General features: G+C 70.2%; 26 protein-coding genes. 13 read left to right on the top strand and 13 right to left on the bottom strand.

The features are described from left to right. Positions 1 to 147 precede the first annotated feature (147 nt). Positions 148 to 888, top strand: coding sequence for a hypothetical protein (locus tag Q0Q23_RS04190; protein ID WP_295119762.1), 741 nt, complete (start codon positions 148 to 150; stop codon positions 886 to 888). Between the two features lie 166 nt (positions 889 to 1,054). Next, complete coding sequence (locus Q0Q23_RS04185; RefSeq protein WP_295119759.1) at positions 1,055 to 1,750, top strand: SDR family oxidoreductase; 696 nt, start codon at positions 1,055 to 1,057, stop codon at positions 1,748 to 1,750. 514 nt (positions 1,751 to 2,264) lie between these two features. Here Q0Q23_RS04185 and Q0Q23_RS04180 read toward each other — a convergent pair. Together Q0Q23_RS04180 and Q0Q23_RS04175 are read right to left on the bottom strand one after the other, a co-directional pair. Further along, positions 2,265 to 2,885: a response regulator transcription factor gene (locus Q0Q23_RS04180; RefSeq protein WP_295119756.1), complete on the bottom strand. Its 621-nt coding sequence runs from the start codon at positions 2,883 to 2,885 to the stop codon at positions 2,265 to 2,267. Further along, a complete protein-coding gene (locus tag Q0Q23_RS04175; protein WP_295119753.1) occupies positions 2,882 to 4,060 on the bottom strand; it encodes a sensor histidine kinase in 1,179 nt (392 codons plus the stop codon). The genes Q0Q23_RS04180 and Q0Q23_RS04175 overlap by 4 nt, the downstream gene beginning before the upstream one ends. Before the next feature lie 151 nt (positions 4,061 to 4,211). Here Q0Q23_RS04175 and Q0Q23_RS04170 point away from each other — a divergent pair, with 151 nt between their 5' ends. Both Q0Q23_RS04170 and Q0Q23_RS04165 read left to right on the top strand, forming a co-directional pair. Continuing rightward, a complete protein-coding gene (locus Q0Q23_RS04170) occupies positions 4,212 to 5,288 on the top strand; it encodes an ABC transporter permease (protein ID WP_295119751.1) in 1,077 nt (358 codons plus the stop codon). Continuing rightward, positions 5,285 to 5,980 (top strand): ABC transporter ATP-binding protein, encoded by a 696-nt coding sequence (locus Q0Q23_RS04165; protein WP_295119748.1) that lies wholly within the window; start codon positions 5,285 to 5,287, stop codon positions 5,978 to 5,980. The genes Q0Q23_RS04170 and Q0Q23_RS04165 overlap by 4 nt, the downstream gene beginning before the upstream one ends. Here the strand turns inward: Q0Q23_RS04165 and Q0Q23_RS04160 are convergent. Both Q0Q23_RS04160 and Q0Q23_RS04155 read right to left on the bottom strand, forming a co-directional pair. Further along, entirely contained in the window at positions 5,970 to 6,530 is a 561-nt protein-coding gene (locus tag Q0Q23_RS04160) for a GNAT family N-acetyltransferase (RefSeq protein ID WP_295119746.1), read from the bottom strand. The two genes, Q0Q23_RS04165 and Q0Q23_RS04160, sit on opposite strands and share 11 nt — an antisense overlap. Before the next feature lie 136 nt (positions 6,531 to 6,666). Next, positions 6,667 to 6,897, bottom strand: a complete 231-nt coding sequence (locus tag Q0Q23_RS04155; RefSeq protein ID WP_295119744.1) for a hypothetical protein — start codon at positions 6,895 to 6,897, stop codon at positions 6,667 to 6,669. A gap of 145 nt (positions 6,898 to 7,042) precedes the next feature. Here Q0Q23_RS04155 and Q0Q23_RS04150 point away from each other — a divergent pair, with 145 nt between their 5' ends. Then, positions 7,043 to 7,588, top strand: a complete 546-nt coding sequence (locus Q0Q23_RS04150) for a hypothetical protein (protein WP_295119741.1) — start codon at positions 7,043 to 7,045, stop codon at positions 7,586 to 7,588. A gap of 384 nt (positions 7,589 to 7,972) precedes the next feature. Here the strand turns inward: Q0Q23_RS04150 and Q0Q23_RS04145 are convergent, their stop codons facing one another. The 6 genes from Q0Q23_RS04145 to Q0Q23_RS04120 form a co-directional block, all read right to left on the bottom strand. Beyond that, entirely contained in the window at positions 7,973 to 8,527 is a 555-nt protein-coding gene (locus Q0Q23_RS04145; RefSeq protein WP_295119739.1) for a PIN domain-containing protein, read from the bottom strand. A gap of 1 nt (position 8,528) precedes the next feature. Further along, positions 8,529 to 8,981, bottom strand: a complete 453-nt coding sequence (locus Q0Q23_RS04140) for a helix-turn-helix domain-containing protein (RefSeq protein ID WP_295119736.1) — start codon at positions 8,979 to 8,981, stop codon at positions 8,529 to 8,531. A gap of 76 nt (positions 8,982 to 9,057) precedes the next feature. After that, entirely contained in the window at positions 9,058 to 9,471 is a 414-nt protein-coding gene (locus Q0Q23_RS04135; RefSeq protein WP_295119733.1) for a VOC family protein, read from the bottom strand. A gap of 80 nt (positions 9,472 to 9,551) precedes the next feature. Continuing rightward, positions 9,552 to 10,259, bottom strand: coding sequence for a YafY family protein (locus Q0Q23_RS04130; RefSeq protein ID WP_295119730.1), 708 nt, complete (start codon positions 10,257 to 10,259; stop codon positions 9,552 to 9,554). A gap of 65 nt (positions 10,260 to 10,324) precedes the next feature. After that, positions 10,325 to 11,833, bottom strand: coding sequence for an alpha-N-arabinofuranosidase (locus Q0Q23_RS04125; RefSeq protein ID WP_295119727.1), 1,509 nt, complete (start codon positions 11,831 to 11,833; stop codon positions 10,325 to 10,327). 102 nt (positions 11,834 to 11,935) lie between these two features. Then, positions 11,936 to 12,940: a LacI family DNA-binding transcriptional regulator gene (locus Q0Q23_RS04120; protein ID WP_295119724.1), complete on the bottom strand. Its 1,005-nt coding sequence runs from the start codon at positions 12,938 to 12,940 to the stop codon at positions 11,936 to 11,938. A gap of 357 nt (positions 12,941 to 13,297) precedes the next feature. On the opposite strand from Q0Q23_RS04120, the gene Q0Q23_RS04115 reads away from it, so the two are divergent. Both Q0Q23_RS04115 and Q0Q23_RS04110 read left to right on the top strand, forming a co-directional pair. Beyond that, complete coding sequence (locus Q0Q23_RS04115; protein WP_295119721.1) at positions 13,298 to 13,783, top strand: FBP domain-containing protein; 486 nt, start codon at positions 13,298 to 13,300, stop codon at positions 13,781 to 13,783. Between the two features lie 81 nt (positions 13,784 to 13,864). After that, complete coding sequence (locus tag Q0Q23_RS04110) at positions 13,865 to 15,727, top strand: amylosucrase (RefSeq protein ID WP_295119718.1); 1,863 nt, start codon at positions 13,865 to 13,867, stop codon at positions 15,725 to 15,727. A gap of 41 nt (positions 15,728 to 15,768) precedes the next feature. Here the strand turns inward: Q0Q23_RS04110 and Q0Q23_RS04105 are convergent, their stop codons facing one another. Beyond that, positions 15,769 to 16,710: an SDR family oxidoreductase gene (locus Q0Q23_RS04105; protein WP_295119715.1), complete on the bottom strand. Its 942-nt coding sequence runs from the start codon at positions 16,708 to 16,710 to the stop codon at positions 15,769 to 15,771. A gap of 115 nt (positions 16,711 to 16,825) precedes the next feature. Here Q0Q23_RS04105 and Q0Q23_RS04100 point away from each other — a divergent pair, with 115 nt between their 5' ends. After that, the gene (locus Q0Q23_RS04100) at positions 16,826 to 17,665 is read left to right on the top strand and encodes a helix-turn-helix transcriptional regulator (protein WP_295119712.1); all 840 of its coding nucleotides are present in this window, start codon (positions 16,826 to 16,828) and stop codon (positions 17,663 to 17,665) included. A 258-nt stretch (positions 17,666 to 17,923) separates the two neighbouring features. Here Q0Q23_RS04100 and Q0Q23_RS04095 read toward each other — a convergent pair whose 3' ends face one another. After that, positions 17,924 to 18,127 (bottom strand): hypothetical protein, encoded by a 204-nt coding sequence (locus tag Q0Q23_RS04095; RefSeq protein WP_295119709.1) that lies wholly within the window; start codon positions 18,125 to 18,127, stop codon positions 17,924 to 17,926. On the opposite strand from Q0Q23_RS04095, the gene Q0Q23_RS04090 reads away from it, so the two are divergent. The 5 genes from Q0Q23_RS04090 to Q0Q23_RS04070 all read left to right on the top strand — a co-directional run bounded on the left by Q0Q23_RS04090 (position 18,119) and on the right by Q0Q23_RS04070 (position 20,521). Further along, positions 18,119 to 18,562 (top strand): beta-L-arabinofuranosidase domain-containing protein, encoded by a 444-nt coding sequence (locus tag Q0Q23_RS04090; RefSeq protein WP_295119706.1) that lies wholly within the window; start codon positions 18,119 to 18,121, stop codon positions 18,560 to 18,562. The genes Q0Q23_RS04095 and Q0Q23_RS04090 overlap by 9 nt on opposite strands. 304 nt (positions 18,563 to 18,866) lie before the next feature. Continuing rightward, positions 18,867 to 19,736 (top strand): SDR family oxidoreductase, encoded by an 870-nt coding sequence (locus Q0Q23_RS04085; RefSeq protein ID WP_295119703.1) that lies wholly within the window; start codon positions 18,867 to 18,869, stop codon positions 19,734 to 19,736. Positions 19,737 to 19,740: 4 nt separating this feature from the next. Further along, the gene (locus tag Q0Q23_RS04080; protein WP_363316235.1) at positions 19,741 to 19,944 is read left to right on the top strand and encodes a DUF1737 domain-containing protein; all 204 of its coding nucleotides are present in this window, start codon (positions 19,741 to 19,743) and stop codon (positions 19,942 to 19,944) included. A 120-nt stretch (positions 19,945 to 20,064) separates the two neighbouring features. Continuing rightward, on the top strand, positions 20,065 to 20,253 hold the full coding sequence (locus tag Q0Q23_RS04075; RefSeq protein ID WP_295119700.1) for a phosphatase PAP2 family protein: 189 nt from the start codon (positions 20,065 to 20,067) through the stop codon (positions 20,251 to 20,253). A gap of 79 nt (positions 20,254 to 20,332) precedes the next feature. Then, positions 20,333 to 20,521, top strand: coding sequence for a hypothetical protein (locus Q0Q23_RS04070; RefSeq protein WP_295119697.1), 189 nt, complete (start codon positions 20,333 to 20,335; stop codon positions 20,519 to 20,521). On the opposite strand, the gene Q0Q23_RS04065 is transcribed toward Q0Q23_RS04070, so the two are convergent. Then, complete coding sequence (locus Q0Q23_RS04065; RefSeq protein WP_295119694.1) at positions 20,518 to 21,882, bottom strand: glycoside hydrolase family 32 protein; 1,365 nt, start codon at positions 21,880 to 21,882, stop codon at positions 20,518 to 20,520. The two genes, Q0Q23_RS04070 and Q0Q23_RS04065, sit on opposite strands and share 4 nt — an antisense overlap. Between the last annotated feature and the right edge of the window lie 43 nt (positions 21,883 to 21,925).

Below are 21,925 nucleotides of genomic sequence, written 5' to 3'. Positions count from 1 at the left end.
AAGCAGCCTAGTGCCTGGCGTTCGGCTCCGTCGCGGCGCCGCGCGATACCCGTCCCGAACCCGCCCTTTACGTCGCCCGAACATTCGGCAGCGACGCTGGAGGAAGCCGGAAGGACCTCCGGCGCTCACCTCATGAACGGGAGAATCATGCCCACACGCATCACCGGTCTCGTCGTCGCCGCGGCTGCGGGGATCACCGGCCTCGCCCTGATCGGGACGCCGGCGTTCGCCGACACCGCGCCCACTCCGACGCCCACCCCCGGCGCGAGCGCGAAGACGCACGCGCCGCGCACGCTCGCGGAGCTCCAGGCCGCGGGGGCCAAGGCGACCAGCGACCGCGAGACCAAGCTCACGGCGGCCATCGCGAAGGTCACCGGCGATCACGCGCTCAGCTCGGGCGACCGCTCCACGATCCTCGGCACCCTGGACGCCGACCTGGCTGCGATGAAGGCGTCCGCGTCCGCCATCGCCGCGGACACGACGGCAACCCAGGCCGCAGCCGACCTCAAGACGGTCTACACCAAGTACCGGGTCTATGCCGTCGCTCTGCCGCAGGCGCGACTCGCCTCGGCCGCCGATCGCCTGACCGGGACGACCGTTCCGAAGCTCACGAAGGAGCAGTCCACGCTGGCCGGTCTCCTCTCCGGGAAGGACAAGGCGAAGTCGACCGACGCGCTGCAGTCCGACCTGAAGGACATGAGCGCGCAGATCGCGACCGCCTCCCACGACGCGAGCGGTCAGGCGGCCGCGGCGCTCGCGGTGACGCCCGCATCGTACGACGCGAACCACTCGGCGCTGTCGTCGGTGAAGTCGTCGCTGGAGTCGGCGCGCACCGCGGCGAAGAAGGCTGCCGACGACGCGAAGACGATCCGGCAGGCGCTCAAGTAGCACGCGCGGAGGGCCCGAGCGCGTCACGATCCCACGCAGGGGGTGGGAGGCGCCGGCAGCCTGAGACCGGGGGGACACAGGCTGCCGGCGCCGCATCTGACTGTGCCGGGCGATTCTCGGCGCCGACTCGGAATCGGGCCGGCTGCGCGCGCCGTAGAGTCGGGACATGGCCAGCACCGATCCTCTCCCCCGCCCCGTCGCCCTCGTCACCGGAGCCTCGCGCGGCATCGGCCGCGCCATCGCGGAGGAACTCGGCGCAACGCACCACGTGCTGGTCGGCGGTCGGGATGCCGCCGCCGTCGCGGAGGTCGTCGCCTCGCTGCCGTCCGCCGAGCCGTTCGTCGGCGACGTGACCGGGGACGCCCTCCCCGCCCTGCCCGAACGGCTCGACGTGCTCGTGCTGTCGGCCGGCGTGGAGGACGGGGGCACCATCGCCGACACCGACGATGCGACCTGGCGTCACGTGTTCGAGGTGAACGTCTTCTCGGTAGCGGCGCTGCTCCGCCGCGCCCTCCCGGCTCTGCGCACGGCGCAGGGGCTGGTGGTCGCCATCAACAGCGGCTCCGGCTTCTCGAGCGGGGCGGGCGGCGGCGTGTACTCCGGCTCCAAGTTCGCACTGCGCGCGCTCACCGACGCCCTGCGCGAGGAGGAGCGGCCGAACGGCCTGCGCGTCACCAGCATCCACCCCGGCCGGGTGGACACCGACATGCAGCGGGCGCTCGTCGCGCGCGAGGGCCACGACTACGATCCGGCGTTCACGATCACGCCCGAGATGGTCGCCGCGACCGTGCGCGTCGCCGTCGACCTCCCCGCCGTCGGCACTGTCGAGTCCCTCAGCGTGCGCCCGATGCGCCGACGCTGACGCCCGAGGGGCACCCGAGGGGCGCCCGAGGGGCACGTAAACGCCCCTAAACGCGCGTTTTGAGGGCGTTAAGACGCCCTTCGGCGGCCCCGGGACGCCCTTCGGCCGCCGGTGGAAGCCCCTCGAGGGGCGCCCGAAGGGCGGGCGAGGGGCGCGTAAACGCCCCTAAACGCGCGTTTTGAGGGCGTTAAGACGCCCTTCGGCGGCCCCGGGACGCCCTTCGGCCGCCGGTGGAAGCCCCTCGAGGGGCGCCCGAAGGGCGGGCGAGGGGCGCGTAAACGCCCCTAAACGCGCGTCTTGAGGGCGTTAAGACGCCCTTCGACGGCCCCGGGACGCCCTTCGGACGCCCCTGGAAGCCCCTCGAGGGCGCCCGAAGGGCGGGCGAGGGGCGCCCGAAGGGGGGGCGAGGGGCACGTAAACGCCCCTAAACGCGCGTTTTGAGGGCGTTAAGGCACCCTTCGGCGGCACCGGGACGCCCTTGGGACGCCCTTCGGACGCCCCTAGGGGGCGCGCGTCAGCGCAGCATGCCCTGGGAGCGCGCGGCGTTTACGGCGGCGGTGCGGGAGGCCACTCCCAGTTTCGTGAAGATGTGCACCAGGTGCGATTTCACGGTGGCGTCGGCGATGTGCAGGCGAGCGCCGATCTCGGCGTTGCTCGCGCCCTCCGCCACGAGTTCGAGCACCTCGAGCTCGCGCACGGACAGGGTCACCTGCGGCGAACGCATCCGCTCCATCAGCCGGCTCGCGATCACCGGCGCCAGGGCGCTCTCGCCCGCGGCGGCGGCCCGCACGGCCGCGACCAGCTCGTCGGGCGGCGCGTCTTTGAGCAGGTAGCCGCTCGCTCCGGCCTCGATCGCCGACAGGATGTCGGTGTCCGTGTCGTAGTTGGTCAGCACGAGCACGTGCGGCGCCGACGGCAGGGCGCGGATGCGGCGCGTGGCCTCCACACCCCGCGGGCCGTCGGCGAACTGGAGGTCCATCAGGACCAGATCGGGTCCCGAAGCCGACGCGAGCGCGACCGCCTCGTCGGCGCCGGCGGCCTCGCCGACCACCTCGAGGTCGGGCTCGCCGTCGAGCAGGGCGCGGATGCCGGCGCGCACCACCGGGTGGTCGTCGGCGATCAGGATGCGGATCACGAGCGGTCCTTCCTCAGCGTCACCGTCACCGAAGCACCCTCGCCCGGCGTGCTCTCGATGCTGAGGTCGCCTCCCAGCTGGTCGACGCGCTCGGCGATGGCACGGAGCCCGAACGAGTCGGCCCCGCCGGCGCCGGAGCCGACCGCCGCCGGGTCGAAGCCGACGCCGTCGTCGGCGATGCGCAGCACCGTCTCGTCGTCGGCGTCCCGCAGCAGGATGCGCGCGTGAGTCGCTCGCGCGTGCGTGCGCACGTTCGCTATCGCCCCCTGCGCGATGCGGAGGAACGCCGTCTGCACCTCCATCGGCAGGTCGACCGCCGGGGGCGTCTCGACGTCCACGCGCAGCGACCCCGGCACCGCATTGGCGGCGCCGAGCCGCTGGAGCGCTTCGGTGAGACCGCCGTCGAGCGACGGGGGCGTCAGCTCCCGGATGATGTGCCGGGTCTCGGCGAGGCTGTCCGCAGCCGTCGTCCGGGCGAGGCGGATCTGCTCGACTCCGGGGCCGGCCGGGTCGGCCCGTTCGGCGGCGTGCAGGAGCAACTGGATGCTGGACAGGCCCTGCGCGACCGTGTCGTGGATGTCGCGGGCGAGCCGGCCGCGCTCGGCCAGCGCCCCCTGTTCGCGCTCGGTCTCGGCGAGCCGGTCGCGCGTGGCCATCAGCTCGGTGAGCAGGGCCTCCCGCTCCTCGGCCTCCCGGGCCAGTGCGCGGTAGCCGAGGCCGAGGAGGATCGCCACGGCCGCGCCGATCACCGGCCCGACCACGACGCCGGCGGAGAACCCGAGGTGCGCGCTCAGCGCGGCGATCGCGACCGCGGTGATCAGCAGCACCGCCACGGGGCCGACCCGGCTCGGCAGCAGGTGCAGGCAGAGGAAGAACAGTGGGAACGCGAGGTACGACGCCTCGGGGACGACGATCACCAGCCCCGTCCAGACCAGGGCGAGCGCGGTGATCCACACGACTCCCGCCTGTTTGCGGCGCGACCGCGGAACGACGCGCATCAGCAGGCTGGTGAGGTACACGGCCGCGAACACGACCACGAGGATCAGGCCGGCGACGGCGGCCTGCGGCTGCAGACCGGGCAGCCGAACGACCACGAGGATCAGCAGGCCCGCGATGAGCACGTGCAGCCCGACGCGCAGACCGACGAAGACCGGGGTGAGGGCGCTGTGGGACATGACACGACCAGCCTAGGGATCGGGACCGGCCGCGGCATCAATGGAAAGTCGGAGACGAGGGTGGACCGTGCTGACGATGTGACGGAACCGCGGCGGGAGAAGGCTGGAATCTCGGAAGGCGGAACCGCTCCGCTTCCGGAAAGGACTCCTCGTGTTCGTCGCCTGGCGGGATCTGCGCCACGCCCGCGGCCGGTTCCTCCTCATCGGGACCGTCGTCGCCCTCATCACCGTGCTGGTCGGCTTCCTGGCCGGCCTCACCGGCGGCCTGGCCGCCCAGAACGTCTCGGCGGTGCTCGGCCTGCCCGGCGACCGCCTCGTGCTCGAGAAGCCGGCCGACGGGTCGGCGAGCTTCAGCGAGTCGTCGCTCTCCGCGGCGACGACGGAGCGCTGGCGGAACGCCGACGGCGTGGACGCGGCGGTCCCGGTCGGGATCGCGCAGACCCGTGCGCAGTCGGGGTCGACCTCCACCGGGGTCGCCCTGTTCGGTCTGCCCGACGGCGCCGGCTCCACCGAGCTGACCGCTCTGGCCCCGCGCGCCGACGGCTCGGTCGGTCTCTCGGCGGGCGCCGCCAAGGAGTTGCACGCCTCGACCGGCGACACGGTCACCATCCTGGGCGCCGACTACCGCGTGGCGACCGTCGGCGGGGATGCCTGGTACAGCCACACCCCGGTCGTCGCGCTGACGCCCGCCGCCTGGGCCGAGGCCGACCGGCGCATGGGCGGCGACGGCCGCGCGACGCTCATCGCCGTGACGGGGTCGCCGGACTGGGATGCCGTCGCGGCGGAGACGCGCACGACCGCGCAGCCGACTCTGCTCAGTCTGACGGCGCTGGAGACCTTCAAGAGCGAGATCGGCTCCCTGGGTCTGATGGTCGCGATGCTGTTCGGGATCTCCGCCCTCGTGGTCGGCGCGTTCTTCACCGTCTGGACGATGCAGCGGTCCGGCGACATCGCGGTGCTGAAGGCGCTCGGTGCGACCCAGCGCTCGCTCGTGCTCGACGCCCTCGGGCAAGCGCTGGTCGTCCTCGTCGGCGGCATCGCCGTCGGGATGCTCGCCGTCCTCGGCCTCGGGGCGCTCGCGGGCAGTGCGCTGCCGTTCCTCGTCGCGCCGATCACCACGCTCGTGCCCGCGGCCGCCATGACCGTCCTCGGTCTCGCGGGCGCCGCCGTCGCCCTCCGCACCGTCACCCATGCCGACCCCCTCACCGCACTCGGGAGCAACCGATGATCACCCTCGACGACGTCACCCTGACCTTCCCCGACGGCGCCGGCCGCATCACCGCGGTCGACCGCGCCACCCTCCACGGCCGCCCCGGCATGGTCACCGGCATCACCGGGCCCTCCGGCTCGGGCAAGTCGAGCATCCTCGCCCTCGCCGCGACCCTCATCCGCCCGGACTCCGGCCGGGTGCTCGTCGACGGGGAGGACACGACCGGCCTGACCGCGGAGCAGGCCACCCGGCTGCGCCGCGAGAAGATCGGCATCGTCTTTCAGCAGTCCAACCTGCTCCCGTCGCTGACCGCACGCGAGCAACTGCAGGTGATGGGCGAGCTCGGCGGCTCCCGCCGGCGGGAGGTGCGCGCGGCCGTCCGCGAACGCGTGGACGAGCTGCTGGAGTCGGTCGGCCTGGCCGGCCACGCCGACAAGCGGCCGGCCCAGCTCTCCGGAGGTCAGCGCCAGCGGGTCGCGATCGCGCGGGCGCTCGTGCGGAGGCCGTCCGTGCTCCTCGTGGACGAGCCGACGAGCGCACTCGACCAGGAACGCGGCGCGGCGATCATGGACCTCCTCGCCCGGCTCACCCACGCGGAAGGCACGGCGACGCTGCTCGTGACGCACGACCTCGTCCACTCGCCGACGTTGGACGAGATCGTGACCGTGGTGGACGGCCGGATCGCGAGCGGGAGCCCGGTCACGGCGTAGCGGGACGCTGTGCCTCCCACTCTCCGGCGAGCAGCGACCACACCTGCTTGTCGTGGAACACGCCGCCGACCGGCCACGCCTCGCGCAGTACGCCGTCGAGCGACATCCCGAGGCGGCGGGCCACGGCGGAGCTGCGCTCGTTGTCGCTGCGGCACCGCCACTCGGCACGGTGCATGCCGCGCTCGTCGAACGCGTACGCGAGCAGCTCGCGCACCGCAGCCGTCACGTATCCGCGTCCTTCGGCCCCGGGCTCGAGCCAGCAGCCGACCTCGAACGACCCGGTCGCGGCGGAGAACTCGACGAACATGACGCCGCCGACGAGAAGCCCGTCCGCCCAGATCCCGTAGATGCCCGCCCCCTCCCGGGCCGCACGCTCGGCGTAACGGCCGAGCGTGGCCCGGGCACCCTCGACGTCGGTCGTGACGAACGACGGCCCGACCCACGGCCGGATATGCTCCCTCGCCCGATCCAGATGCGCCGCGAACTCCTCCGCCCGCCACGGCTCCAGGGGGCGGAGGACGGCGCCGGGGGGAAGAGGGGTGGAGAACATGGGGGCAGTCTATTTCGGGGCTGTTCGTCTGCGCGTCACACGTCGGGGTCACCCTAGTCGGGGTTACCCGTGCCCAGACCGGCGGATGGGGTCCCTTCATCGCCTTATCCACCGAATCCTTGATCTGGCGTCGTCGCTATCGGTGTCCGCCGGAGAAGCTCTTCGGGAAGTAGTTGAGCTTGGAGACCTCGACCATTTGGCCGGTTTGCTTGGTGACATCAATATCGACTCCGCCGTCGCCGCCGCCGCCGCGACCGTCAACTACCATGGCTACCAGACCGTCGCGAGTATTCTCGGTCACGGGCAAGTTCTCGACCAGATGGTTGAAGACACTCGCTTCCAGGCGTCGCCAATCGATCAGCTCCATGTGATCCTCCCGCCCTAAGACTTACCTGTTCTGCGTTCCGCACCTCTCGCCTCGGCGTACCCGCCGGTCGGGTCGGCCCGGCGCCGTGGCGCGGCGCGGATTGCTAGGATTCGGCGCGGCCGCTCCAAGATGCCAGCATGTTCGGGTGGAACTTGAGCATCTGCGTACGCTGTCGGAGTCGGACCAAAGGACCTTTCTGCTCGGTCGTATTGCGTCAGAAACGACAAAGATGGACGCCGCCCTTCGCCTGCTGCACGCGGCTTTACAGGATCGTCACGACCTTGATGCGTTACTCGACGCCCCCGACTTCTTCAGCACCAACGCCAAGACATGCCGACAGCTGGTCAAAGACCACTCTCAGCTCTCCAACGCATTCCGACGAGCCGTCCTTAGCGCCATCAGTGCAGGTAGCACCGCGTACACCAAGCGCAATCGCTACATCCACGACGTGCTCACCGAGAACCTTCTCGATCACCGATGGGAGGGCGCGAGCCTCAGCCGCCGGGGCGACGAGGCTCCGCGTGCCGTGGCCACTTCGTTCGAGGATGCCGTGAGCCTTGTGCTCGAGCTCGTCACCGCGACGTGGCGGCTGCGCGCCTGCGCCCTCCATCTCCTCACCGGTGAATGGGAGTCCATGACCTTCGGGCAGGTATCCGGGCGCTGGGACGGTTCCGCGGGATCATCGCACTGAGATCCACCAGCCTCCTTGTCGGGATGGCAACAGCCTCGGCCTTCCCCAGCCACCCACCGTCACGTAGGACGCCGCCAGAGGCGCCTATCGGCCAAGCCCGGCACGCCTCCGCCCACGCCGCGGATTGAGCGGCCCTTCTTGCCAGCCTTTCGCGCGGCCCTCTGCCTTTTCGTTGGCGGCTTTTCTACCGGCAAGGCTGCCCTCTGTAGCTCGAGCCCGCAGTCGCATACCGTGACGGCGCCAACATGCCGGGCAACGTACAAGAAACCGACGTTGAACTGCTCCAGGCGGGTCGGAGGCTCCCTGGCGACACGCTGGACTGGGCTCACGTGGGTCCAGCGTCATGCATCGAATTCCAGTCGCCGACCAAGTGACCGGCTAATGTCAACGAGTCAGTGACCCGGCGGGCCAGCCCTGTCTGTCGAAGTAGTTACGTAGGCGGCCCAGGACGTCTTGCTCGTTCGCGAAGGGGTCGCGAAGCCACCGCCGGCGCGCCATCTCAACCAACGCCAGGGTCGTTTCTCGCGGCGCGGAGTCGATCGCATAGGCCAAGAACACCGGCATGTGTTGAGCGTCCAGCAGGCCGCTCGCGAGTACCTCATCGTGGAGGGTTGCGTCCTCGGTGAGGAGGATTTCCGCGTGCCCCCAGAGTGCCGCGGCGACCACATGCCGATCCTTCTCGTTGACCTGCGACCTGACTTCAACATCGACGGCGCCAGGCCAAGCGACAAGCGCGTCCGGGAATGCGGCATTCATCTGCTCGAACAAGAACTCGCGATCCTCGACCGTCATGGTGTCCGGCAGGTGACGAGCAACCTCCTCGAGCACGGGGCCGCTCCAGAGAACTTCGCACACCTCGGCTTCCGCGAGGGTCAAGACAATGTCGCGCCAACGCCCCGGGACGAGGACGTTCGCGTCGATGAATACACGGAACGGCACGTTAGAACGGGTCGCCGTCGTAACCGCCCTTGTCGGCCGTCAACTCGGCAATCGCATCGAGCCGGTCACGGCGAGCATGCTTCGATTCCTCCAAATACCGGACGGCTTCCGTCAGCGACACACGCCGATGCGTACCCCGGTACTCAAATTCGAGCTTGCCCGCATCGATCAGGTTGACCACGAACGATCGCGAAACACCCAGAAAATCGGCCACCTGCGAGGTGGTCAATAGTGTGCGAGTCGATCCGATCACGACACTCTCACCGTTAGCGAAGCGCTCAAGGAGGTCCCGGAAGGCGTCCGTGACCTCACGTGGAAGCTCGATCACCTGATCGCCCGCCAGCAGCCGCGGCGGAGCCACCGACTCACTCAGACGAACCGCGGCTTCGCGCACTTCCGTCAACTCGGACGTATCCACAATTGCGTCGGTCGCGTGTGGGCTCAATAGCGTCACGTTAGCCTCCAATGGTTTGGTGATTACCCAAACAGTCTAGGTAAACGCGATAAATGACACAATCAATCTTAGTGATTTAATCGCGATAAACGATAGTCGCTATAACTGATTCATTTCCTACCCACCGCCGGCTGAACAGGTTCACCAGGTTCCCGTCCGGGTCGCGCAACAGTGTCGACCGGTTGCCCCAGGGCATCGTCGTCGGCGGGAGCACGACGTCCCGCGCCGCCGCCTCGATGCGGGCGAACTCGGCGTCGACGTCGTCGACCAGGAATTCGAGGATCACCGATCGGTTCGAGCCCGGCTGCGGCGCGTCCGCGCCGAGCATCGCGACCGTGGCGGTGGTTCCGATGGCGAGCGTGCCGGTCGGTGTGCGGAACTCGGCGAACACAGGGGCCGGTCGCGCAGCGGGTGCAGCCAGCACGTGCTCGTAGAACGCGACGAGACGGTCGAGGTCGTCGGTGATGATGCGGACGGATGCGAAGTCCATGAGCGATCCTTTCGGCACGAGGCCATCCGGCCTCGATGCATCCAGGTTCGCCGCCATCCGCGACACCGTCCTGTCGGTGTTCAGGCGCGATCTTCGCCGAGTGTCAGTGTGCGCAGCTCCCCGTAGACGATGTCGAGATCGTCGGCGCTGAGGGAGCGGTGCGGCGGGCGCTCGGCCGTGGCCTCCACCGTCACGATTCGGTCGACGCGGAACGCGCGAAGGCCGTCGCGGAGCCGGCACCACGCGACCAGGTACCAGTCGCGTCCCTTGTTGACGAACCCGAGCGGCTCCACATCGCGAACCGTCTCGGCGCCGGCGCGGTCGCGGTAGGTGATCCGGTGCACGCGGCCGGAGGTCAGGGCGCCGTCGAGGCCGGCGACGGTCTGCGGCGCCCCGCCGTCGTCGAGCACGTGGATGCGCGCTGTCAACTCCGCCGTCTCGCGGAGTCGTCCGTCGTCCATCACCGCCACGACTTTGCGCAGCGCGGAGGCCGCCGACGCGGCGAACGGGCTCGACGCCAGCACCCCGAGGGCCGCCGAGACGGCGAGCGCCTCGCCGACGGTGAAGCCGAGCGGCGGGAGCGTGTGCGACCGGTCGATGGCGTAGCCGCCGGCGCGGCCCGGCTCCGCCCAGATCGGCACGCCCGACTGCTGGAGGGCGGACAGGTCACGCTCGATGGTCCGAGAGCTGACCTCGAACCGCTCGGCCAGCCAGCGGGCGGAGCGCGGGCGCGGAGCCACGGCGCGCAACTCCTCCACCAGGGCGTACAGGCGGTCGGTGCGGTTCACGTGTCGACTCTAGGCGGCACGTCCGTCCCGCGACGCGCCGCCCGGCCGCCCGGCCGCCCGCCCGCTCAGCCGAGCGACACCGCCGTCCACGACACGGGAGGCAGTTTCACCGTCAGGACGCCGTCCGCGATCGCGACCGCGGCCTCCCCGGGAGTCACCCGCTCCGGTTCCTGCAGCGTGTTCTTCGCGTTGACGTCGTCGTCGGCCAGCGTGTGCGACTCGAGCACCCGCACGTCGCCGAGCGCCGCGATCCCGGCGGTCACCGTGATCGTCTCGGTCAGGCTGCGGTTCACGAGGAAGACGGCGGTCCGTCCGGTCTCGGGGTCGTTGGTCGCGACGGCGTCCACGAGAGGCACGGTGCCGTAGACCGTCGTGTCGTACTGCGGGCTCTCGATCGGCAGCCGCAGGGCGTTGCCCCGGGCCAGGCGGGAGGTGATCGAGAACGGGAAGAAGGTCGTCTGACGCCAGGCCGGCCCGCCGGGCTCGGTCATGATCGGCGCGATCACGTTGACCAGCTGTGCGAGGGAGGCGCTGGTCACGCGGTCGGCGTGCTTGATCAGCGAGATCATCAGGCTTCCGAACACGACGGCGTCGGCGACCGAATAGACGTCTTCGAGCAGGCGCGGCGCGACCGGCCAGTTGTCGATGCCCGTGATCTTGTCGACGCCCTCCCAGCGGTCGAGGTACCAGACGTTCCACTCGTCGAACGAGAGGTTGATCGTCTTGTCGCTGCGACGCACGGCCTTCACGTGGTCGGCGGTGGTGATCACCGACTCGATGAAGTGGTCCATGTCGGTGGAGGACGCCAGGAAGCTCGCCAGGTCGCCGTTGCGCTCCTGGTAGTACGCGTGCAGGGAGATGTAGTCGACGTCGTCGTACGTGTGCGAGAGGACGACGCGCTCCCACTCGCCGAAGGTCGGCATCCCGGCGCCGGACGACCCGCACACCACCAGTTCGATCGACGGGTCGAGCTGCCGCATGCCCTTCGCGGTCTGGGAGGCGAGCTTGCCGTAGTCGTCGGCCGAGCGGTGACCGAGCTGCCACGGACCGTCCATCTCGTTGCCCAGGCACCACATGCGCACGTCGAACGGCTCCGTCCGTCCGTTCGCGACGCGCTGGTCGCTGAGGGCGCTGCCGCCCGGCACGTTGGCGTACTCGAGCAGGTCGATCGCCTCCAGCGTGCCGCGGGTGCCGAGGTTCAAGGCCATCATCAGGTCGCTGCCGACCTTGTCGAGCCAGGAGGCGAACTCGTGGAGGCCGACCTCGTTCGTCTCGGTCGAATGCCACGCCAGGTCGAGCCGCCGCGGGCGCTGCTCGCGCGGGCCGACACTGTCTTCCCAGCGGAAGCCGGAGACGAAGTTGCCGCCCGGATAGCGAATGGTGGACACACCGAGCTCCTTGACGAGCTCGATCACATCGCGGCGGAAGCCCTCCTCGTCGGCCTCCGGGTGGCCGGGCTCGTAGATGCCGTCGTAGACGTGCCGGCCGAGATGCTCGACGAACCCGCCGAAGAGCCGCCGCCGGACGGCGCCGATGGCGAACTGCGGGTCGATGGTGAGATGTGCGTTGGTCATGAGGAGGCTTTCGTGTTCTACAACGATGGAGGTAAACGTTGTAGAGGATGTTAGCCAGCGGAACGTCGAGGCGTCAAGGCGGGTGCGCTGCGGGCGCGTGCGCTACGCCGATTCGCGCTCCGCGATGCGGTAGTCGGCCAGCATCAGGCGCGGCGGGCCCGCGGCGTCCGGCCGGGTGATCCTCTCCAGCAGGCGCCGCACGGCCTCGCGCGCGATCCAGCTGCGGCCGGGGTCCACACTCGTCAGCGACGGGATGGAGAACTCGGCCTCCTCGACGTCGTCGAACCCGATCACGGCGACGTCGTCGGGCACGCGCAGCCCGGCCTCCTCGAGGGCGCGCATGGCACCGAACGCGAGGGCGTCGTTGAACGCGAACACGGCGTCGAAGGGCACGCCGCTCTCGACGAGCGCCCGCGTGCTGGTGGCGCCGTTGCGACGGTGCCAGGGGTCGGTGTAGGTGATGAGGGCGGGATCGGCCGGCACCCCGGCCGCCGCGAGCGCCTCCAGGTGGCCGCGCAACCGGAGGCCGGCCGAGCCGACGACTTCGCTCTCGTGCGCGCCGACGACCGCGATGCGGCGGCGACCGGACGCGAGCAGGTACTCCGTGGCCGCTTTCGCCGCCTCCACGTTGCGCATGGTGACGTGGTCGACCCTCTCGTCAAAGATCCGCTCGCCGAGCAGCACCAGAGGATACGGCACGTCGAGCAGCGACGCGTCCTGCTGCCCCATGCCGCGGGCACTGAAGATCAGGCCGTCGGTGAGCTTGCGCCGCGGGCTCTGCAGCAGTTCCAGCTCCCGATCCCGCTCGCCGCCGGTCTGCTCGACGAGCACGGCGAAACCGGCGCTCTCCGCCTCCGCGATGACCGCAGCCGCCAGCTCCGCGAAGTAGTTGAGCGCCAGGTCCGGGACCGCCAGCGCGATCGCGCCCGTGCGTCCCGACCGCAGATTGCGCGCCGTCAGGTTGGGCGTGTAGCCGAGTTCCGCGATCGCCTCTTCGACCTTGAGCCGGGTGGCGGGGCGGATGTGGGGGTAGTCGTTGATCACGTTGGACACGGTCTTGATCGACACACCGGCCCGCCGGGCCACGTCGTGCAGCGTCGCCGCCATCCCTGGCCCCCTTCGCGGTCGACAACTTTACAACGTTATACCACCGAGTTCTCCGGGGCCGCACGGGACGCGAAGCGGGGACGCGACATGCCGTTCCCGCGCTGCGGTAACGGCATGTCGTGTCCCCTCGTCCACCGGCTCCGGCGGGCGCGCCGCGCAGCGCGTAGAATGCACGCCGTGGATCAGTTCGTCTCAGCCCCGCTCGCGGGGCGTCTGGAGGTCGTCGGCGTCGTCAACGCCGGCGGCAGATAGTCCTGTCTGCCTCCTCATGATCCCCGCGCTCCGGCGCACTTCTCCGGGCGTCGTCGCGCCCTCGTGCGTCTCGGCGCACCCTTCAGACAGACAGGACGACCATCCATGCTTCCCCTCACCGACGCGCGCATCCGCGCCTCCTTCGTGAACGCCTCCCAGCGCGAGCGCAAGGAGCTCACCCTCCCCGACCTCGACGCCCAGCGCTGGGACGACCTCGACTTCCTCGGCTGGCGCGACCGCAAGAACCCGAACCTCGGCTATGTCGTGGCGGAGGTCGACGGCGAGCCCGTCGGCGTCCTCCTGCGCAAAGCGGAGGGCGGCGTCCGCAGCCGGCCGCAGTGCTCGTGGTGCGAAGACGTGCACCTGCCCAACGAGGTCGTCTTCTTCATCGCCAAGCGCGCCGGCGCGGCCGGCCGCAAGGGGGACACTCTCGGCACGCTCGTCTGCGCCGAGTTCCAGTGCTCGGCCAACGTGCGCAAGCGCGCGCCGCTGGCCTACGTCGGCTTCGACGTGGAGGCCGCACGCCAGCATCGGATCGACGCGCTGCGCGAGCACGTGGACACGTTCGTGCGGCGGGTGATCGCGCCGTAGGCCGGCCCCGGCGGGCGCCGCCTCGACACGGCGCCCGACGCATCGTCGCCCTGCGGCTGGCGAGTGACTATCGTCATCGACATGACGGACGATCGGTTCGACAGCGGCAGCGGCGCCGGTCTCGACGACGGGACCGACTTCGAGACGCGGTTCCGCGTCGAGGGCCGGAGGCTGACGCGGCTGCTGGGTGAGATCTACGGCGACCATCCCGCGCTGGCGGAGTGCGCGGAGGCCGCGCTCGCGTTGGCCCGCACCTCCTGGCGGGAGCGGCCTGCCGAATTGCGCGACCTCGACCGGCGCCGACTCGCGGACCCGGGCTGGTTCCAGTCCAACGAGATGCTGGGCGGCTTCTGTTACGCCGACCTCTACGCCGGCGGCGTCGCAGGGCTGCGCGAGCGCATCCCCTACTTCCGGGAGCTCGGACTGACCTACCTGCACGTCATGCCTCCGTTCGCCGTGCCGGAGGGCAACTCCGACGGCGGTTACGCCGTGTCCAGCTATCGCGAACTGGACCCGCGGCTCGGCACGATGGCCGACCTGCGGCGGCTCGGGGAGGCGCTGCGGGCCGAAGGGATCTCGCTCGCGGTCGACTTCGTGTTCAACCACACGGCGAGCGATCACGAGTGGGCACGTCGCGCGGCCGCCGGCGATCCGGCCTATCGCGACTTCTACTGGATGTTCGACTCGCGCGAGCAGCCCGACGCCTTCGAGGCCACCACTCGCGAGATCTTCCCCGACGACCATTCCGGCTCGTTCGTGCAGCTCGACGACGGCACCTGGGTGTGGGCGTCGTTCCACTCCTTCCAGTGGGACCTCAACTACTCGAACCCCGCCGTCTTCGTGGCGATGGCCGGCGAGATGCTGTTCCTCGCCAACCAGGGCGTCGAGGTGCTGCGCATGGACGCGGTGCCGTTCATCTGGAAGCAGCTCGGCACCTCCAGCGAGAACCTCCCCCAGGCGCACCTGCTGCTGCAGGCGTTCAACGCGGTCTGCCGGATCGCGGCGCCCGCGATGCTCTTCCTGTCCGAGGCGATCGTGCACCCCGACGACGTGCTCGGCTACCTGCGCCCCGACGAGTGCCAGCTGAGCTACAACCCGTTGCAGATGGCGCTGACCTGGGAGGCGCTCGCCACCCGCGACGTCCGACTGCTCCACGGTGCGCTCGCCGACCGCCACCGCACACCGCCCGGCACGGCCTGGGTGAACTACGTCCGCAGCCACGACGACATCGGCTGGACCTTCGCCGACGAGGACGCGGCACGCCTCGGCATCGACCCGTACGGGCACCGCAGATTCCTCAACGACTATTACACCGGCCGCTTCGAGGGCAGCTTCGCGCGCGGCGTCGCCTTCCAGTTCAACCCGAAGACCGGCGACAGCCGGGTCTCAGGCGCGACGGCGTCGCTGCTCGGCCTCGAGTCGGGCGATGCGGGAGGGCTCGACCGCATCCTCCTGGCCTACTCGATCGCCCTGTCGACCGGCGGCCTCCCGTTGATCTTCCTCGGCGACGAAGTCGGCCAGCTCAACGACTACGGCCAGCTCGAGGTGCCCGAACGCAGCGGCGACTCGCGCTGGGTCGGCCGGCCGCGGTACCCCGCGCGCCAGTACGCCGAACGGGCGGACCCCACCACCGACGCCGGCAGGGTGTACGCGCGGATGCAACGGCTGATCGCGCTGCGCAAGCAGTACGAGCAGTTCGCCGGCGGTGAGCTGCGCGCGATCGAGACCGGCAACCGCCGGGTGCTGGGCTACGTGCGTCCCGGCACGGCCGACCGGCCGCTGGTCGTCCTGGCGAACGTGGGCGACGACCCCGAGCGGGTGGACGCGGAGGCGCTGACCGGGTTCGGCGGGGAGTGGACCGAGCTGATCTCGCGCCGTGGCGTCGAGGTCCAGGGCGGCGTGACGCTCGCAGCCCACGAGGTGTGGTGGTTGGTCCGGCGCTAGCGACGAGACCTTCGGGATCGGTTCCGTCGGGGCGATGTCGGTCAGCGCACCATGAACCCGACGTCGGCCAGCCCTGCGGAAACGTCCCAGATGCGCGTGGCGTCCGCTTCGCCGGTCAGGCGGGAGAAAAGGCGCTGTTCGCCAGGTGCTCCGCCGAGGTGCTGCACCCCGCTCGGGCCGAAGAGCTTCCCTCCGGCGTCGGGTGCGGTCGCCGCGAGCAGCGCGGGAAGGCCTGCGGATTCGGCCGTTCCGAACAGGATGCCGCGTCGGGACAGCGCGCCGATGAAGCGTCGAGCCGGAGACGGTCGATCCCGGCCCAGCTCCGGTCGCGCCGCGAGCAGCGACGTCGGAGCGACGCCCGGGTGGGCGAGGTTGCTGCTGATGCCCCAGCCTTCGGCTCTGCTACGGCGGTCCAGTTCCCGTCCGAACAGCCCGAAGGCGATCTTCGACTGGCTGTACGCCCGCATCCCGTTGTACGACCGCTCCCAGTTCAGGTCGTCCCAGTTGATCGCCCCCTGATTCGCCGCGATGCTGATCTGCGACGTCACCCGCGCCGAGCCGGCACGCAGCAGGGGCAGCAGCCGTCCCACGAGGGCGAAATGACCGAGGTGATTCGTGCCGAACTGCAGTTCGATCCCGTCGGCGGTGACCTGACGGGTGGGCGGCGTCATGACGCCCGCATTGTTGATCATCACGTGGATCGGGTCACCTCGGTCGAGGAGCAGCTCGGCGAAGTCGGCGATCGATGACAGCGACGACAGGTCGAGCCGATGCAGCTCGACACGGGCACCGGGTGCGGTCCGGCGGATGACCTCGACCGCGGATGCCCCCTTGGCCGGGTTGCGGACGGGGAGCAGGAGGTCGGCGCCCGCCGCGGCCAGGCGGGTAGCGATGCCGAGTCCGATGCCGTCGCTGCCGCCGGTGAGCAGCGCGCGGCGTCCCGTCAGGTCGGGGAGTTCGAGGGAGGGGGTCTTCGACGTCATGAGACCAGCATCGCGTCAGCCGGCCGGCGCATCCAGGGTTCGCCAGACCGTGGATATCGCCCCCGCTCCGGGAGAGACTGGCAGCACAGACGGGCACGCAAGCGAAAGAGGAGCGATGGCAGACCGCGCGGCACTCGCCGAGTATCTGCGCGTGCGCCGCGAGGCGACCCGACCGGAGGATGTCGGCCTCCCTCGTGGCGCGCGGCGGCGCACCGGCGGCCTGCGACGTGAGGAGGTCGCAGCGCTCAGCCACATGTCGGCGGACTACTACGCCCGCATCGAGCAGAACTGGGGCCCCCAGCCCTCCGCGCAGATGATCACGGCCATCGCGCAGGGCCTCCACCTCTCGCTCGACGAACGGGACCATCTGTTCCGCCTCGCGGGCCACAACCCGCCGCAGCGCGGCGCCGACAGCGAGCACATCAGCCCGGGACTGCTCCGCATCTTCGACCGCCTCCAGGACACCCCTGCCGAGATCATCACCGAGCTCGGCGAGACCCTGCGGCAGACGCCGCCGGCCGTCGCACTCACCGGGGACACCGCCTCGCTGAGCGGCCCGGAACGCAGCATCGGGTTCCGCTGGTTCAGCGACCCCGGATTCCGCGACCTGTACGTGCAGGAGGATCACGAATATCTGAGCAGGCTGTTCGCCTCCGGACTCCGCGGCCTCGTCGCCCAGCGCGGACCGGGATCACGCGCCGCCCGCTACGCCGAGCTGCTGCTGGAGCGCAGCGAAGAGTTCCGCCGGCTCTGGGAACGGCACGAAGTCGGCCTCCAGCCCGACCAGGTCAAGCGATTCGTGCATCCGGAGGTGGGCGTGCTCGAACTGAACTGCCAACGGCTGCTCGATCCGGATCAGTCCCACGCCCTCCTCGTCTACACCGCGGCGCCGGGCACCGAGAGCCACGAGAAGCTGCGGCTGCTCACCGTCATCGGGGCGCAACGGCTGGGGTGACGGCGGGAGGAGTTCACCTTCGACGGTAGCGCCAGCGTCTACGTCGGCACCGCCATCCTCGGATTCTTCCCCACCCTTATCACCCGGGCCGGCTGCGGGCGTCGCTTCCCCGGCTCGACGAGCTCCATCGGCTGACGCGTGACATCGACGTGCCGACGAACGATCACCGAACGCAGTTCGATCCGGAGACCGGGTGACGCAGACAGACGAGCAGCGGGGCCGGCGTCACCGCCGGCCCCGCTGTGTGTCCCCGTCGTGCTACTTGGTGACGGTGACCGTCATCGCCTTGCTGGTGGTCGAGCCCGCGGCGTTGGTGAAGACGACCGTGTAGGTGTAGGTCCCCTTCGCCTTGCCTTCGACCTTCAGCGTGGCCGCTTGGGCGTCCGGCGTGTCGGCGGTCAGGTCGCCCTGACCGACCACTACTCCGTTCTCGGAGAACGTGTAGGAGGTCGCGTGACCCACGCGGGCGTCGAGCAGACCGTCGTGGACGGCTACGCCCGCATCCGCGCGCGGTTCGCGCCCGACGATCCGATCCGGCTTTCGCTGCCGATGCAGCCACGACTCGCCTACCCGGCGCCCGGCATGGACGCCGTGCGGGGAACCGTCGCCGTGGAACGCGGCCCCCTGGTGCTGTGCGCGGAGTCGACGGACCTCCCGTACGGCGCGCACGTGGACGAGATCCGCCTCCACGACGGACACCCGATCGCCGCCACCCCGACCGGGGCGAGGGCCCGCATCTCACTCGCGCGCACCGCCCCTGCGGAGTGGCCGTACGCGCCCCGGGCCTGGGACCAGGCGGAGACCGCGGAGCTCGACCTCGAGCTGAAGCCCTACTTCGCCTGGGCGAACAACGGGCCGAGCACGATGCGCGTCTTCCTCCCGCGACGGGGTGCCTGAACCCGACAGACCACCTGGCCGCCATCGAAGTCGTCGGCGATGGCGGCCAGGTCTTTCGCCGGCGACCACGTGCCGCTGTTGCGGGCCGAAAGTCCCACACGCCAGGACGCCGTCGGGTTTACGGTCGGCACACGAGCCCACTGCGCCGTCGCTGCCGGGGACGCACAGGTCCTCGAAGAGGCGGCGGAGGAGGAACCGGATGATCACGTCTGAACGAGGGGATCGGACACGGCGCGACACTCCGCACGACGAGGGGGTCGCCATTGCCGGTCCCCATGACCGGAGCACCGCCGACGCGACACGAGTGCCTCTCGCCAGCCGTGTCGCCGTGGTCACGGGCTCCACCCGCGGTCTCGGTCTGGCGATGGCGCGCGTTCTCGGGCACGGCGGCGCCCACGTTGTCGTATCGTCCCGCAGCGACAGTCACGTCAAGACAGCGGTGGACTCGCTCCGGGCCGAGGGCATCAGCGCGAGCGGGCTGACCTGCGACACCACGATCCTCGCGGAGGTGGAAGCGCTGCGCGACCACGCCCTCGCGCACGGGATCCTCAGGGTCTGGATCAACAACGCGGGGGTGTCCGGAGTCTACGGACCGACAGCCAGCACCCCGGTCGACGACTTCATCAACGTGGTACGAACCAATATCGTCGGCACGTTTCACGGATCCCGGGTCGCCCTGCCCGTCTTTCTCGAGCAAGGGTTCGGTGACCTCGTCAACCTGTACGGGGAGGGCGACAACGGCCCCGTTGCGATGCAGAACGCGTACGCGTCCAGCAAACGCTGGGTCCGCCAATTCACGGAGACACTGCGACGCGAGACCAGAGCCTCAGGCGTCCGCGTGCACGGCATGAACCCCGGACTGGTCACGACCGACCTGCTCCGCAAGGTCACCGCGCAGAAGGGATACGAACGACGGCTCGACGCCCTCCCTGTGGTCATAGCGCTGTGGGGGCGCACGCCCGCCGAGGCCGCACGCCCGATACTGCGCCTCGTGACGACCAATCGGTTCGTCTACCGCGGGCTGCGTCCGCCGAGCCTGCTCACCAGAGCAGTGCGCAACATCGCGGCCGGCCGCCTCCGCGCCACGAACCGCATACGACTCGACGTGAGCACGCTGGACCCGACGCCGGAACCACACGAAGAGAACGAACAGGTCGATGCTGTGCGACGATGAGCGAATGGACGCGTCCGACAACACACTCCCCCGCTACCGGCTGCTCACCGGTGTGGACGACTCGACCTTCTGCGAACGAGTGAGCGAGGCGCTCGACCTCGGCTACGAGCTCCACGGCGGCCCCGCGATCACATGGAACGGGACCACAGGGTATGTGGCACAAGCGGTCGTCTGGCGGAAGGACGGGCCGACGCCTCAGAAGGGGTGAACCGGAGTCGCGGGCGGCACCCGCGCGAAAGGAAGGCTCAGAATCGCGCCAGCCATGCGCGGGCCACGTAGTACACTGGCGCACCTGGGTCTGGATCGCGGGGCTGGTCTACACCGCCTGATGATGCTCAGCCGCACCTACCTCGGCGCGCACTGGATCCTCGACACCGTCGGCGGCATGCTCGTCGGCGTGGGGGTCGGGATCATCCTCTGGGCACCCTTCGCCCTCCGGCTCTACCGCGAGCGCCGCCGCCCCCACCCGCCCAGCTGGGTCAAGGTCGACGGGAGCGAGGCGCGTTCGGGGGCATGAACGGGACCGCCCCACTCACGTTCACCTCGCTGACGCGTCACAAGACAGCTGAGCCCGGGTCGTACTGAAGAATGACGTCATGGCCGAGGTACCGAAGGCGAACAGCCGCGCGCCGTGGGAGCAGGTGCCCGCCGCGGCGCGCGCGTGGGTGGCCGAGCTCCTCGGCAAACCGATCGTGGGTGCCGTCTCTCAGTCGGGTGGCTTCTCCCCCGGCGCCGCGAACCGACTGGTCGGCGCTCACGGTTGTGCGGTTCTGTGGGGCTCCTAGCCGACCGATACCGTGTTCATCCGTACGATCTCCTGCTCGTTCGCAGAGGAGATCGATCTCTCGAGGTCCCAGGCGACTGCACCGACCGGCGCGTGGACGTGCCATGGAGGCGGCGTCGTCGGGTAGACCCGGCTCGTGATCGAGCGCCCGGCGCTCGTGAAGACCTCGACGACCGACCCGTCAAGAAGGATCCGCGCGGCACAGTCCGTACGGTCGCCGAATGCTCGCGTGCTCGTCGCTGCCTCCGCGTCGGCACCGGATTCTCCCCCGACCGCACTCCGGTCGAGGGTGAGGGTGTCCGCCTCCAGATCGAGGACGACGTCGAGCCAGTGGTCCTCGTCGTACCGGACTCGCACGGTTCCGGAGACCGCGGGGACGAGGATCTCGGCCTGCGCGCCGATCGCCGCACCGTTCGCCGCACGGCCCGAACCGACCCGGAGAGCCGCGACCGCCGGGTGCGGCTCACTGCAGACCCGGTCGCCGTCGAGCCACGTGCGCCGAGGGAGCGAGATCGCGCCGGCCCAGCCCGCGGCCTGCCACAACGCTGCGTCCCTGCCCTCGGTGATCCAGCCGAAGAGCACCTGCCCGTACGATCCTTCGCGCATCACGGAGGCCGCGTAGAAGTTGTGGCCGTCGTCCACCCGGCGCGGAGCCGGGGCCGCGTCGACCGGGAAGGCCAGCACATCAGCCGGGCCACCCTCGTGCGACCAGGACGACACGATCGCCACCTCGCGGCCGTCCACGGTGATGAGCTGCGGGCACTCCCATCCCTCGCCCGTGTCGACACCGTCGAACACGGTCCTCGGCAGCTGCGCCAGCTCGCCCTCGAACCGCCACGACAGGCCGTCCGCTGAGCCGTACTGCCTCATGCTCGCCGTGGCGCCGGGGCCGGCAGAGCCGACCACCATGCGCCATGTCGAGCCGTCGCGCCACACGAACGGATCGCGGAACATCGTCACGCCCTCCTCGGGCGCAGGGTCGTCGACCACCTGCGCCGGCCGACTGAAGTTCGTGCCGTCCTCGTCGGACAGGGCCGTCAGGATCGACTGGTATGGGCTGTGATCCACCTTTCCGGAGTAGAAGGCGCGCACACGGTCTCCGTCCACCACCGTGTTCCCCGACCAGCACCCGCCCGAGTCGACACCGCCGGGCACCGGACTCATCGCCGGCCGCTGCAGTGTCCAGTGCACGAGGTCCTCGCTCGTCGCGTGACCCCACTCGACCGGCACTGCCAGCTCGGCGTGCGAGCGCGACTGGAAGTAGAGGTGCGTCGTCCCCCCGAGCTCCACCGGGCCGTTGGGGTCGTTCACGTAACCGCGCGGAAGGCGCACGTGGAAGTGGGGAAGGTGGTGGTCGCTCATGGAGTTCACACATCTCTCTGTTCGCGGCCGCCTCGATGCGGCC

It is taken from the genome of uncultured Leifsonia sp. (genome assembly GCF_945957465.1).
Lineage (GTDB): Bacteria > Actinomycetota > Actinomycetes > Actinomycetales > Microbacteriaceae > Leifsonia.
This window is presented reverse-complemented; position numbering and strand designations above follow the sequence as displayed.

Bases quoted from the DNA above. Each gene is read 5' to 3' on its own strand.
- Q0Q23_RS04190 (WP_295119762.1), top strand. From the start codon at position 148: ATGCCCACACGCATCACCGGTCTCGTCGTCGCCGCGGCTGCGGGGATC.
- Q0Q23_RS04185 (WP_295119759.1), top strand. From the start codon at position 1,055: ATGGCCAGCACCGATCCTCTCCCCCGCCCCGTCGCCCTCGTCACCGGA.
- Q0Q23_RS04175 (WP_295119753.1), bottom strand. From the start codon at position 4,060: ATGTCCCACAGCGCCCTCACCCCGGTCTTCGTCGGTCTGCGCGTCGGG.
- Q0Q23_RS04165 (WP_295119748.1), top strand. From the start codon at position 5,285: ATGATCACCCTCGACGACGTCACCCTGACCTTCCCCGACGGCGCCGGC.
- Q0Q23_RS04160 (WP_295119746.1), bottom strand. From the start codon at position 6,530: ATGTTCTCCACCCCTCTTCCCCCCGGCGCCGTCCTCCGCCCCCTGGAG.
- Q0Q23_RS04155 (WP_295119744.1), bottom strand. From the start codon at position 6,897: ATGGAGCTGATCGATTGGCGACGCCTGGAAGCGAGTGTCTTCAACCAT.
- Q0Q23_RS04135 (WP_295119733.1), bottom strand. From the start codon at position 9,471: ATGGACTTCGCATCCGTCCGCATCATCACCGACGACCTCGACCGTCTC.
- Q0Q23_RS04125 (WP_295119727.1), bottom strand. From the start codon at position 11,833: ATGACCAACGCACATCTCACCATCGACCCGCAGTTCGCCATCGGCGCC.
- Q0Q23_RS04120 (WP_295119724.1), bottom strand. From the start codon at position 12,940: ATGGCGGCGACGCTGCACGACGTGGCCCGGCGGGCCGGTGTGTCGATC.
- Q0Q23_RS04115 (WP_295119721.1), top strand. From the start codon at position 13,298: ATGCTTCCCCTCACCGACGCGCGCATCCGCGCCTCCTTCGTGAACGCC.
- Q0Q23_RS04110 (WP_295119718.1), top strand. From the start codon at position 13,865: ATGACGGACGATCGGTTCGACAGCGGCAGCGGCGCCGGTCTCGACGAC.
- Q0Q23_RS04105 (WP_295119715.1), bottom strand. From the start codon at position 16,710: ATGACGTCGAAGACCCCCTCCCTCGAACTCCCCGACCTGACGGGACGC.
- Q0Q23_RS04100 (WP_295119712.1), top strand. From the start codon at position 16,826: ATGGCAGACCGCGCGGCACTCGCCGAGTATCTGCGCGTGCGCCGCGAG.
- Q0Q23_RS04080 (WP_363316235.1), top strand. From the start codon at position 19,741: ATGGACGCGTCCGACAACACACTCCCCCGCTACCGGCTGCTCACCGGT.
- Q0Q23_RS04075 (WP_295119700.1), top strand. From the start codon at position 20,065: ATGATGCTCAGCCGCACCTACCTCGGCGCGCACTGGATCCTCGACACC.
- Q0Q23_RS04070 (WP_295119697.1), top strand. From the start codon at position 20,333: ATGGCCGAGGTACCGAAGGCGAACAGCCGCGCGCCGTGGGAGCAGGTG.
- Q0Q23_RS04065 (WP_295119694.1), bottom strand. From the start codon at position 21,882: ATGAGCGACCACCACCTTCCCCACTTCCACGTGCGCCTTCCGCGCGGT.